Below are 11,431 nucleotides of genomic sequence, written 5' to 3'. Positions count from 1 at the left end.
TTATACCAGTATAATGCAAATAAGAGCAGAGAACCAAAATCTGGTCTCTGCTCTTAATAACTATCAATAAAATCTTGTGTCAGTTTTTTGAGTTTACACAAAACTTGAAACGGTCTCTTATACCAGTGCAGGTTTTACTTGACAAACTCATCATTTCTTCCATGTCAATACATCCCGGCATACTCATATCAGTTTCTATGCCAGCACATCAAATGTCGAAACTCCGCTTTCCGTCACTCCTATAGGAATTGAAGTACCTACCAATTCCACCATTTTTCCTGTCAGGTCATCTACATCTTTTCCATCAATTTTCAGATTATATTGCCGTTCTTCCTGCTCCTGTTTTTCGGCACGCTGTTTTTCCAGTCTTTCCTCTGTCTCTTTCTTTTCTGCTTTCCTTTTCTCAAGTCTTTCTTCAAGTTCTTTCCTTGCTTTTTCTGTTCCCGGATCAACTTCATCTTGAGTACACATTACAGAACTCATGCTATCATATCCATTTATAGTAATACTATAACTCAGTATCTTTGCTCCTCTTGCTGCCACATAAGCTCTTGACTGTTCTATTGTTTTTGGTATTAGCGATAAATTGTACTCCAACCATTGTTTTGTCTTTTCATCTCCCATAGCCTTTGACAAAAGAGAACTGTTTATATTTACAGAATAATCCCTGCTTCGTAAACAATCGTATTTTTGTGTTAAATAGTTCTTATATTCATGAGCATTCTTATATGTCCTGCCCGTTTTGTTTCCAGCATTTTGTGTATTGCCATAACTATTCGTATATGACGCATAAGTTCCTATTCCTGTAACTGCCATATTAACATATCTCCTTTCATTATTCGGAGTCCTTCCAACTATGCCACCTGTTGGATTTCTCTCAGAATCAATATAATATTGATCACACGCTAGCTTCAAATATACTTTGACTAATACCTTTCATCCACATATTCTGCGTTGCTCCATACCCTCTTTCCTGCCCTATATCATACAACCCACTGCTGTCAAAGCCTATTTTCAATACTAAATCATTTTCTTTTTTCCATCCATTCTTAGCATATTCCAACCATCTATTAGAATAAAGTTCATACCCTGCGCCATTTTTAGCCTTTTCCTTAAACAAGGCAAGTAAATCTGTGCCATCCTCTGCAATAAAAGTACCATTTCTATATGTCGCATTGCGTGCATCATACCCTGTTATCTCATAGACTTCATGCCATAAAGAATATTGGTTCGCCTTTTTCATATTTGCTTGCGAATTAACAATTTCATTGTATGAATCATGCATACAAATCCACGCATGCGTCCAAATATTTTTTGCATTATCTCCTTCATTCAGCAATTTTTCTATCTGCGATAATGTGTCTCTATCTGCATTTCCTGACACAGTTAATTGATATGTATATGGATCAATAGAAAAAGTCAAATCTGCTTGTTTTGATAATGATATTCCATTTTTTGAAAACAGATTTGAAATTTGCTGATTGACAACACTTCTTGCATATTGCTTTTCCTTGTCAGTATTGCGTATATAACCTGTACTTCTTGAACCACCTGTATATACATCCTTGTAATTTCTTAATGCATAATCATACCGGGCAAATCCAGCCGAATATTTTCCTCCTGTTTGTAACATTCTTTTCTCATTGCGGTAAGCTATGGAACGCTGATCTTCTGTCATATATGAGCAAAAATTAGGTGAGGTCACATCACAATATTTTGATTCGATATATGCCATTGGATCAGAATGAGACAAATTTTCTTTGTACACTTTATCATAATGCTCCTGCAAAACTTTTTGTACGAAACGATCTTTCTCGGTAAGTCCATCATATTGATAACCTACAGTTGTACCAGTACCGGAAGTGTTTTGCAGATTATTTAAATCCCTGCCTACTGGTATGTTGTTGTAATAATTATTTACAGTAACCATACTATCCCCTACCTTATATAAGTCTCATAACAACTGCCAACATTCTCTTGCAACATTAAACAGCCTTTCATTTCTCTAGAAAATATTTTTTAAGCATTGTGATATATTGTTCTAGCAAATAACCTCTGAGTCGTTTCCATAAAGTTCTTATCGTTACTCATAATATCCCAAATTACACTCTTTGCAATTCCTGCTGTGTATTTCGGTTCTTCACGCATTTCTAAAAATCTTTTTTGTGCTTTCTCCATCATAGATACCGCAGTATCTATATATTCTTTTTGTTCTGCTGTATTCTTCTTCATATTAGTTGTTTGAAAGAATTTAGAACCGTCGTTTGTCTGCTGACATACAATATATCCCGCCAGATTTGCTAATCGCTTATTATATGCCCTGTCTAAACCTGCCAAGTCTTCATCAAGTGTTAATGAATTTTCTCCTGTGAGATTATAAGAAACCTGACGTTCTCCATTCTCATGTTCTTTCACAATATAATTGTAACGTGTTTCATAAGCATCCATCATAGACTTCATCACATCTTCTAGATTGTATTTTCCGTCTTTTAACGTCAGTCCACTATATTCTCTCATAGAAATATAATGTTCCCATTCAACCTCATTTGTATCTTGTATTGTTAATTCATATCCTATCGGTTCCTCAACTTTTGGCTTTACTTCTCTTAATTTTTTCCGCAATGCCCGCCTTCCTTCATTCGATATTTCTACATTGTCTATCTGCTTATTTTTATAAGCAGCATTGCCATCCATACCTCTGAAATCTTTACTCTTTCTTTCCATTTCGAATAAACAAAACCTATCGTGAGAAGGTGTTTGAAATATTTTCATATCCGCTCCTTTCACATTTCGCAATCGCCTATTCACTTTCATGTTTACTAATTAGTGATATACATTTACTTAAATTAGTCACTCATACAATATTCCTACACTTCCTTATCTATCTTACTTGACGTTAGAGAGGAATCTTTTTTCGAATATGTACCATTGTTTGTATAAGTCGCACTTGCGCGATTCGCAGCATTTGATATACCAGCTGCTTTCTGGGCTGTTTTGCCTGCAAAGGAATTGTAACCTGTAAAAACCGTTTTCAATGAACTGATATCTGCTTTCTTCAATTCGTCTTCATCCAGCTCCAGCTTATTCCCCTTTCCTATGGTAATACCTATTTTAGAAAGTAAATGACTGGTTTTGTCTGTCATGCCTGTCATCCATGAAGCATTTCTAAGGACATCTTTTGTATTGGATTCTCCTGCCTCCTTAACAACATCATTATAATCATCAATAAAAGATTTCACTTTTTTGGTAATTGCATCCCAGTCATAATCCTCTACCTCTGTTTCTTCCCCGGTCTTTTCATCCTTCTTTTTTATTTTCTTTTTTTCCCAGAGTGACGCATCGTTTAGTGCATCTGCTGATTTTTTCAGTGAATCCGCACTTGTTTTCATCAGTGTAAGCTTCTGTGAAGTATCGCCTTTCCCCGATAATTTTTCTGCATCCTGCTTTGCATAATATGCTTTCATAAGTTTTCCATAGCTTCCATTTTTAATCGCAGCATAATCAGAAAGCATATTGGTGTTTCCTACAGATGAACTGTCGGAAGTTCCTCCAAATAATGCGGAATAATCTACATTGCTGTTATATTTACTTGTGTAATCACTAAAACTCTTAATCTCTGACATAATACCATTCTCCTTTACCAACTATAAACGAATATCAATCGGTGTATACACTACCTGCTGTGTTGCATTCTGTGCATTTTCCAGAGTCGGTGTTTCTACTGTCACCTGTGTTTCCCCTTTGATATCCGTATTCTTTACGCTGTCTGTCTCCTCTGCCGCAGCCCCCGCAGATTCCTGTGTTTTCTCGGATTTATCAGTATTGTTCTTTGTTGCAGTGTCTTCTGTATTGCTGTTCTCCGCTTTTGCAGCTTCTTCTACTGATTTATTTGCATCTGCAAGTGTAGACATCTGTGCTGCTGTCGCAGACTGTGCCTTTGCCAGCAGCTCTGCCAGTTCTTCTTCCTTCTTCTCAGTATTTCCTTTTCCGACATCCTGTTTGATTTCAGATTCAAGCACACTGGCACGTCCCTGTATCTGTGTTGCCATACTTCCCTGCACCTTTGCTTGTTTCATGGAAGAATCTGCACAGAGCATCGCCTGCATACTTGCCTGTGACAATCCGGTGTCTTTCTTTATAGAAGTGTTACTTGTTCCAGCCACCATATCATCCATAGATGACGAATTTTTACTCTGCTGTTCCTTTCTCTGCTCGATCTGGTGCTGTCTTAACTGCTGATTGAGATTGTTAATCTCCTGCTGTATTTCCTGACGCTTTTTCATCTTATCCTCTAATGACATTTCTTCATTCGATGATAAATCCTGTAGCTTCTGCTGTGCATTTGCAATCTGATTCTGAATATTTTTACTTACAGAATCATTCCCCTGTGTCATTCCCATTGTTCCGGTCTGCGTATTTGTCCCACTAAATCCATTGATTCTCATTTTAATCCTCCTTGTTTTGCGAAGCAAAATCCGAACCCTTTGGTGAGGAGAGGATTTGGCCTCCTTGAGCTTAAATTCTGAAATCCGTTTCCTTAAAAATCTGTACAACATGATTTCTCTTTACTGATTCTTTCGGCATATCTTTCTTTACAATAAACAGCGATGTTGTGAACCGCCCTTTTTTTGTTGTGAAGCAAATAAAAAGCACTAAATATTCTGATGTTTCACAGATTACTTAGTGCTTTTTGTCCTTATTCTACCTGTAACATAATACTTAGAACCACTTCCTGATTCTCCTGCTCTAAAAATATATCTCCCATATACATCCTTGCAACCCTCCGGATATTATGCAGTCCAATTCCATGCTCCTTCCCGGATTTCGTTGTTTCCGGCAGATCACTGTCCTTATAATTTAACTCTCCCTCATATCTGTTCTTTATGGTTATCATAAAAATACTGTTTTTCCGAAAAGAAGAGAGACTGATATAAGGATTTTCTCCACTTACATTTTCCATGCAATTATCCAGTGCATTGTTTAAGATCACGCTTAAATCAAATGCATTTAATTTCGTATCCTTTGGATAATGAAAATCTGATATAAAACGAATCTGCTTTTCCTCTGCTTCTCTTAACTTTTCCATCAGAATCACATCAATGACAGGACTCCCCGTTTTTATCTCAGGAGATATTTCATTCCACTCCTTTTTCAAATGCTCCATATATTCTGCTGCATCATCCATATGATTCTCTGCAACAAGATGTTCCAGCATCTGTATATGATTCCCCACGTCATGACGCAGGCTGCGGATATCCTGATACAGCTTTTCCACTTCCCCGATATGCTTTTTCATATCACTGACCTGATTTAATACCAGCTCCTGCCCTGTCTGTTCTTCCTGTGCCACCTTCCAGTTTTGAAACATCGTAGTCATAACAAGAATTGCTATGATAGAGATAAAATAATGCACGAAGCTTAAAGTTCCATAAAATCCATAGGTATCTGTCAGGCTCTTTCCTGTATCTTTTTCATAAATATTCAGATAATATTGCAGAATACCATACCCTGTAACTCCCACAAGAGAAGGCATGATAAGCATTACCAGCTCTTTAACGCTCATTTCATCATTTTTGTATACATATGCTTTATTGATCAGACCGATTGCGACTGCAAGGAAAATGATACAAAGCACAATATCCAGAATTCTCGTTCCAGCATAAAGTACATATTGTAGCCATTGTCTTCCTGCAATCGTATTCCCAAAAACCAGAGCTTTTGTGATAAAATCATCCATTCTGCCTGCCATTGCAACCGCAAGCCAACGGATAGAAAAAAATGTCACTGCAAGAAATATTTTCTGATAAATGTTTCTTCTGTCCTGTACATACATCACAAGAAATGCAGCCACAACTCCCAGCATATATGCAGAAAAATTGCCAATCTGCTGCGGTATCAGATACAGCACAGACATAATTCCAATATACACAATACTGACCAGAGCAGCTTCCCTTTTCTTTTTCATATATGGATATACAAAAACACCAAAACAGATTCCTGTAATAATCAAAATTGCAATAACAGAAAACTTCGATGTGATCATCCAACATCTTTCCACTAAACTCATCTGACTTCATTTCCTTTCCTCTGGTTATACTTCAGATATTGCTTCACAAACTCCGGATAATTCTTTTTTGCAATCAATGCAGTTCCATTTTTCATAGTTACACAAGTTGCATCATATTTTTCTACATATTTAAAATGTATAAGATAGGCTCTGTGTGTTCGGAAAAAATCTGTTCCTGCCATATCACTTAATTCCTGTAATTTACCATAGTATTCAATATCCGTACTTCGTGTATGGATAATAACTTTCCGGTTATACACCTCGGCATACACAATATCACGCAGAAAAATTTTTATATGACTTCCGGCGGTCTGTACCATGATATATTTTTCGTCTTTTTCAAGTCTGGAACTCCTTTTTATGTTATGGACTGCCTTTGTCACAACCTCTTTAAATTTCTCATCGGAAAATGGCTTAACCAGATAATGAAATGCTCCGACATCAAATGCCTGAAAAACATATTCCTCTGCTGCTGTCACAAAAATGAGTATCATATTTTCATTGTCCTGACGAAGCACCTTTGCCGTTTCCATCCCATCCATTCCCGGCATCTGAATATCCAGAAAAAGAATATCCGGCTTACTGCCACTTGCGATCAGTTCATCACCCGATAAATATTTATCTATAACCGCATCCGGCAATAACTTTTTTATCTTTTCTTCCAATATCTGAACCATAGATACTTCATCATCGCAGATAGCAATTTGCATATTGTCACTTCCTTGCTTACATATATTTATAGCTATTATATCGGATAAGTTCATGCAATATCTATCTGGAATGTTGTGAATTGACCTTTTTTTGTTGTGAAAAGGTCATCAATTTATGCTAACAAATTTGTAAACATGAATAGAAGAACATAGTAATCCATATAATTGGGAAAACAGAAGAATTTAGGAATCTGTTTTTTGCAGGTTCCTTTTTTAGTACATTCCCCACAATGCTCCAACTTTTTCTCTTCACAACAGCTCTTTACCGGACAAACTCCCCAGAAAGGTTTGCCAATATTAGAACAGCCCTTACCGTTTGTTTGCCATCTGGCACCTCCTCAATGTTAATGTTGTAGTAAACATCACCAACATTGAATGAGAATCTTCGCGATTGTTGGAGTGATCGTTTTTAATTTTAGACACTCCGATTATGGCATGGATTTATGAGGGGCGCAATCCGTGGGAAGATTAGGCGCTTACCTTTATTAATGTTAAATAATCCCCAAAAATTCTAAAATTTTTCGGGGATTATTTTTGACTTATATTTATTATTCAATTTAACTGATAATGATTCTCATATGAGGTTTACCTTTAGAAAGCATATCATCAATCGCGCCAATCTGCATCAGATTCCCATTTACATTCCGTAATCTGCATATTGGAAAATGTTGCCTTATATGAGCCTTCTGTCGGGCTGCATGCATATATTCCATAAGTAATTTTTTCTGCACCTTCCCACATATGGAAAATACGCATTTGTCTGAAATTTATGCCATCCTCACTGCATTCAATACAGTAGTCACTGTCCCTTCGTGAAAAACGATACCACATACTTTTAATATTAGAAGATATATCTGTTGTTGCCCAGTCAGAATATCCATGATTGGTTACAACGCTTCCCAATCGCTGTATTTTTTCATTCTCATATTCTATAGATGCCTTAAACCAATTATCACTATTTAAATACATAGACACACCACACTGGTCAAAACGACAGGTACTCTCGAACTCTGTTTTAACAATAAAAGAAAAGTACTTATCTGTTGTTTCAACTTGAAATACTGGAGCATTATCATTTTGAAAACCATAATAAGTGCGTGCCCATAAGTCAGTTCCCCTTTCCGTAAGAATTATAACTTTATCTTCACTAATTTGTACCTGCTTTGGTTGACGTATCCATTTAGGATTGTTTTTCAAAAACTCCATCTTTTTTCCTCACTTTCTTTTTTATTCTAATAAACAGCTTTGTTTCTTCTTATGAAGGCATTCTTGTTTCCCAAATCCGCCTACAGTAACTAACCTCTCATGCCTACCAAGATCATCATCCTCTCCTTTAACCTAAATGTAATTATATCGTAAATTTTATATCTAGTCATTGTATAAAATCATATATTTATGGTACAATGTAACAAATTTTATTATTTATGGAGAAATATACCATGGAGACTTTTAAGATAATTACAGATGAAACACTACGAGAAACCATCCAGCATGGCAGCAATCGTTATCCATTTGCATACTATCCTGATAATATTTGGAAATTTGACTTCCATCGCATTGACTGGCATTGGCATCATGAATTAGAATTTCTTTATATTGCTGAAGGTACCGCGCTCTGCCTTATAGGGTCAAGTAAAATAGAACTACATAAAGGTTGCGGCATATTTATCAATAGTGGTGTCCTGCATCGTTTTGAAGCACAAAGCAGTACATTTGCACCTAATATTGTTTTTTCGCCAACTCTATTAGCACCCGAAAACAGCCTCATTTACGAAAAATATATTCTCCCTGTGATAAACTCGTCTGTTCTATATCAAGTTTTCAGTCCATCCAACACATTTGGAAAACAAGTGCTACAACTTTTATCACAAACTTGTACCATTCAGGAAACTAAGCGGGATAATGAATTATGTACTATACAACTTTTATTTCAGCTTTGGAACATATTGCAAAAAAATATGGACTGGACTTCTGATTCTAACAGTATTCATCGATTAAATCACAAACAGGCAAGGTTACACGCTATGATGCAATATATTCATGATCACTACATGGAAGAGATTACATTGGAGACGATTGCGGCATCGGCATCTATCAGCAAAAGTGGAGCTTTACACATTTTTCAATCTGGCATCCACTGTTCTCCGGTAGCATATCTGATTCAATACAGACTAGCACAGGCTGCCGAACAACTTTGTACCACTCAAAAATTGGTTTCTTCTATTGCAGAAGAAACCGGGTTTACAAGTTCTGGCTATTTCTGCCGGAAGTTTAGACAATATTATCATATGAGTCCAAATGAATACAGAAAGAAGAAAACAGAGGGTCTTTCTTAATTTCTACTTGCTGTAATGCTGCAATAATTGGAGATGATGTTGTTTTTTCGTTATCTATATGCAAATGGATAGATTTATAAATTTTATCTATCTGTTTGCAATTTTGCAATTCCATCTGGCATATGATCTTTCTCAGTTATTTTGCGAATAACACGGCATGGATTTCCAACTGCCAGACTATAGGGTGGAATATCTCTTATTACAACGCTTCCTGCACCAATCACACACCCTTCTCCTATGGTAACACCACCGCAAACAACCACATTAGATGCCAGCCAGCAATTATCTTTTATAGTTATTGGTTTCGCATATTCAAGATTATAAAAACTGCCATCTTCTCTTTTTCGGATATTACGTTCTTCGGGTAATAATGGATGCATAGGAGTTGCCAAGGTAACATTTGGACCAATCATCACATTTTACCCTATATGTATTTCACATACGTCTAAACAGGTAAAATTAGCAGAGCTGAATTTCCCAAAGAACGTATTACATCCATAATCAAAATAAACAGGTGCCTGTAAATACGGAAGTTCCTTTGTTGCCGACAATAATTCTCTCAATATCTGCATTTGCTCTTCTGAGCAATCTTCGTCATTAAATTATATTTTCTTGATAATTTACGTGCATTCAGTCGTAATTGTTCGAATTCCTTATCTGTTGGATCATACAACTCTCCATTTATCATTTTTTCTCTTTCTGTCATTCCTGATAACCTTCAATTCAAAGTTATAAATATCTGTTTCCCCATGCTCTCATGGTCTGAAATATTATATTTAATGCTTTTGCACTTTCCGTCAGTGAAGTTGACCGATTTTTAAATTACCCCAGAGTTGTTGTTACCGGTTTTGATTTTATAGAAAATATGTATGGCAATTCCACGCTAATTTTAACATTTTCTCTAATGTATTATAAAACTCATATACTATTTCAGTTTCTTTCTTTTTCCTGTAATCTTTTCTACTTACAGAACATATACAAGTGTTCCGGAAATCGCTGCCGGATTAAAATAAACATCTTTTCCCATATGATAATGAGCCATGATCCTCTTTAATGCATCTATTTTTCTGTCTCATATTTTTACCTCAACATCATTTAATAAATAGATCATATTTTTTCCATTTTTGCAAGTTGTATTTTCTTTTTTCCCCACAATCTTGGATTTACCTACGTGTTCCATCATCATGAAAATGTTTTGTTAAAGCTTTCTCTGTTGGATAAATCGATACAATCAATATAATACATTGAATTGTCACAAGAATTCCCCCAGCAATTCCAATCGTATTCTCATCACTATGGTATAACGGAATATGTACCAAAACAGAAGGGATAATCGTAAACCATCCTATTTTCCACCAAAGTTTTCCGCAATATTCATGTGCGAATTTCCATGTATCCATATTTTTCATAGAACGATTTGTTCTGTATCCCACTATACCATTGATACTTTTGGGACAATGTTTCCACATCATTCTTCCGGCAATGATCATAACAATGGGAATTATCAAATCACATATTAACATAAACCACCAAAACGACATAAAATCCACCTCCATAACCTATAAATTAGTATTTTTCGCAATTCCAAAATATATAAAAACATGACCTGCGTTCATCTTACATCCAGTCACTTTCAGCCTCATTAAGTTTCTTTACCAACATATCCTTAAGAACAGTAAAAGCCGGGATAAAACTGTCACGTATCAATAGAATCATTTCATCAACTTCATCTTCATTATATATATGAACAGAAGTATTTCGTTTTTTTAACATAAGCAGCCATACTTGAGGATCATTGATAAATCCAATTCTATAACCAAGCTGCAAAACTTCACGAGGAGATCCTGTAGAAGCCCCCTCTACACTGTGCATTCTCATAATTTCCTGTAATGCTTTCCAGGCAAGTTCAAAGGTAAGATTAAATTGTCCAATAATCCCTGTTCGATATATATCATTCGTTTCTGCAAGTTTAAAATCCGCATTTTCCAATATGGACAAACAATTTGTAAAATTATCAAGCTTTTTCATAAATCGTAACACCATCCTTTTCTATTTCTTGTTTCAATTCATCTGAAATTGCCGCATCTGCCTGTACAATATCAAACATTAGAAGCGAATGTATTTTTTCCTTAACATCCCAATAAAACCGATCAAACTCTCCACCATATACCGCAATATCTATATCACTTCGTTCTGTATTTGGTGTTAGAATATAAATAGTACAAGTCAAAGTGAGAGCTTTTCATTCCGTCGATTAGTGATACAATAAAAGTATCGTACTGAAGGAGGAATTTATCATGGCAAAACATTTTGACAAA

Annotated in this window: 14 protein-coding genes and 1 pseudogene; 1 reads left to right on the top strand and 14 read right to left on the bottom strand. The window is 35.8% G+C overall.

The genetic code is table 11. The annotated features are described in order from the left end of the window. Window positions 1-195: 195 nt before the first annotated feature. The 9 genes and pseudogenes from H8704_RS13475 to H8704_RS13435 form a co-directional block, all read right to left on the bottom strand. On the bottom strand, window positions 196-816 hold the full coding sequence (locus H8704_RS13475) for a DUF6033 family protein (protein ID WP_249298601.1): 621 nt from the start codon (window positions 814-816) through the stop codon (window positions 196-198). An 82-nt stretch (window positions 817-898) separates the two neighbouring features. Further along, a complete protein-coding gene (locus H8704_RS13470; protein WP_249298600.1) occupies window positions 899-1,930 on the bottom strand; it encodes a DUF4885 family protein in 1,032 nt (343 codons plus the stop codon). A gap of 89 nt (window positions 1,931-2,019) precedes the next feature. Further along, complete coding sequence (locus H8704_RS13465; RefSeq protein ID WP_249298599.1) at window positions 2,020-2,772, bottom strand: hypothetical protein; 753 nt, start codon at window positions 2,770-2,772, stop codon at window positions 2,020-2,022. Between the two features lie 95 nt (window positions 2,773-2,867). Next, window positions 2,868-3,623 (bottom strand): hypothetical protein, encoded by a 756-nt coding sequence (locus H8704_RS13460; protein WP_227249986.1) that lies wholly within the window; start codon window positions 3,621-3,623, stop codon window positions 2,868-2,870. Window positions 3,624-3,644: 21 nt separating this feature from the next. Further along, the gene (locus tag H8704_RS13455; protein ID WP_249298598.1) at window positions 3,645-4,445 is read right to left on the bottom strand and encodes a FlxA-like family protein; all 801 of its coding nucleotides are present in this window, start codon (window positions 4,443-4,445) and stop codon (window positions 3,645-3,647) included. A gap of 251 nt (window positions 4,446-4,696) precedes the next feature. Next, complete coding sequence (locus H8704_RS13450; protein ID WP_249298597.1) at window positions 4,697-6,067, bottom strand: GHKL domain-containing protein; 1,371 nt, start codon at window positions 6,065-6,067, stop codon at window positions 4,697-4,699. Further along, a complete protein-coding gene (locus H8704_RS13445; protein ID WP_249298596.1) occupies window positions 6,064-6,777 on the bottom strand; it encodes a LytR/AlgR family response regulator transcription factor in 714 nt (237 codons plus the stop codon). The genes H8704_RS13450 and H8704_RS13445 overlap by 4 nt, the downstream gene beginning before the upstream one ends. A 113-nt stretch (window positions 6,778-6,890) precedes the next feature. Next, a pseudogene (locus H8704_RS14465) lies at window positions 6,891-7,088 on the bottom strand (DUF3795 domain-containing protein); the annotation flags it as partial. Between the two features lie 295 nt (window positions 7,089-7,383). Next, complete coding sequence (locus tag H8704_RS13435) at window positions 7,384-7,983, bottom strand: DUF1349 domain-containing protein (RefSeq protein ID WP_118676176.1); 600 nt, start codon at window positions 7,981-7,983, stop codon at window positions 7,384-7,386. A gap of 233 nt (window positions 7,984-8,216) precedes the next feature. Here H8704_RS13435 and H8704_RS13430 point away from each other — a divergent pair, with 233 nt between their 5' ends. Beyond that, complete coding sequence (locus tag H8704_RS13430) at window positions 8,217-9,113, top strand: AraC family transcriptional regulator (RefSeq protein ID WP_249298595.1); 897 nt, start codon at window positions 8,217-8,219, stop codon at window positions 9,111-9,113. Between the two features lie 83 nt (window positions 9,114-9,196). On the opposite strand, the gene H8704_RS14580 is transcribed toward H8704_RS13430, so the two are convergent. The 5 genes from H8704_RS14580 to H8704_RS13410 form a co-directional block, all read right to left on the bottom strand. After that, the gene (locus H8704_RS14580) at window positions 9,197-9,526 is read right to left on the bottom strand and encodes an LbetaH domain-containing protein (RefSeq protein ID WP_330606022.1); all 330 of its coding nucleotides are present in this window, start codon (window positions 9,524-9,526) and stop codon (window positions 9,197-9,199) included. A 146-nt stretch (window positions 9,527-9,672) separates the two neighbouring features. Then, window positions 9,673-9,819, bottom strand: coding sequence for a maltose acetyltransferase domain-containing protein (locus tag H8704_RS14575; protein ID WP_330606021.1), 147 nt, complete (start codon window positions 9,817-9,819; stop codon window positions 9,673-9,675). A gap of 457 nt (window positions 9,820-10,276) precedes the next feature. Continuing rightward, window positions 10,277-10,654, bottom strand: a complete 378-nt coding sequence (locus tag H8704_RS13420; protein ID WP_249298594.1) for an SdpI family protein — start codon at window positions 10,652-10,654, stop codon at window positions 10,277-10,279. A gap of 76 nt (window positions 10,655-10,730) precedes the next feature. Then, window positions 10,731-11,141, bottom strand: coding sequence for an HI0074 family nucleotidyltransferase substrate-binding subunit (locus H8704_RS13415; RefSeq protein ID WP_249298593.1), 411 nt, complete (start codon window positions 11,139-11,141; stop codon window positions 10,731-10,733). After that, window positions 11,128-11,343: a hypothetical protein gene (locus H8704_RS13410; RefSeq protein WP_330606020.1), complete on the bottom strand. Its 216-nt coding sequence runs from the start codon at window positions 11,341-11,343 to the stop codon at window positions 11,128-11,130. The genes H8704_RS13415 and H8704_RS13410 overlap by 14 nt, the downstream gene beginning before the upstream one ends. Window positions 11,344-11,431: the final 88 nt, after the last annotated feature.

The organism is Jutongia huaianensis, from assembly GCF_014384985.1.
In the GTDB taxonomy this organism is placed as follows: Bacteria; Bacillota; Clostridia; order Lachnospirales; family Lachnospiraceae; genus Jutongia; species Jutongia huaianensis.
The sequence above is the reverse complement of the archived record's forward strand: the minus strand, read 5'-3'. Positions and strand labels throughout refer to the sequence as shown.

Excerpts from the sequence above, each read along its gene's own strand:
- H8704_RS13475 (WP_249298601.1), bottom strand. The coding sequence starts at position 816 with ATGGCAGTTACAGGAATAGGAACTTATGCGTCATATACGAATAGTTAT.
- H8704_RS13470 (WP_249298600.1), bottom strand. The coding sequence starts at position 1,930 with ATGGTTACTGTAAATAATTATTACAACAACATACCAGTAGGCAGGGAT.
- H8704_RS13465 (WP_249298599.1), bottom strand. The coding sequence starts at position 2,772 with ATGAAAATATTTCAAACACCTTCTCACGATAGGTTTTGTTTATTCGAA.
- H8704_RS13460 (WP_227249986.1), bottom strand. The coding sequence starts at position 3,623 with ATGTCAGAGATTAAGAGTTTTAGTGATTACACAAGTAAATATAACAGC.
- H8704_RS13455 (WP_249298598.1), bottom strand. The coding sequence starts at position 4,445 with ATGAGAATCAATGGATTTAGTGGGACAAATACGCAGACCGGAACAATG.
- H8704_RS13450 (WP_249298597.1), bottom strand. The coding sequence starts at position 6,067 with ATGAGTTTAGTGGAAAGATGTTGGATGATCACATCGAAGTTTTCTGTT.
- H8704_RS13445 (WP_249298596.1), bottom strand. The coding sequence starts at position 6,777 with ATGCAAATTGCTATCTGCGATGATGAAGTATCTATGGTTCAGATATTG.
- H8704_RS13435 (WP_118676176.1), bottom strand. The coding sequence starts at position 7,983 with ATGGAGTTTTTGAAAAACAATCCTAAATGGATACGTCAACCAAAGCAG.
- H8704_RS13430 (WP_249298595.1), top strand. The coding sequence starts at position 8,217 with ATGGAGACTTTTAAGATAATTACAGATGAAACACTACGAGAAACCATC.
- H8704_RS14580 (WP_330606022.1), bottom strand. The coding sequence starts at position 9,526 with ATGATTGGTCCAAATGTTACCTTGGCAACTCCTATGCATCCATTATTA.
- H8704_RS14575 (WP_330606021.1), bottom strand. The coding sequence starts at position 9,819 with ATGACAGAAAGAGAAAAAATGATAAATGGAGAGTTGTATGATCCAACA.
- H8704_RS13420 (WP_249298594.1), bottom strand. The coding sequence starts at position 10,654 with ATGTCGTTTTGGTGGTTTATGTTAATATGTGATTTGATAATTCCCATT.
- H8704_RS13415 (WP_249298593.1), bottom strand. The coding sequence starts at position 11,141 with ATGAAAAAGCTTGATAATTTTACAAATTGTTTGTCCATATTGGAAAAT.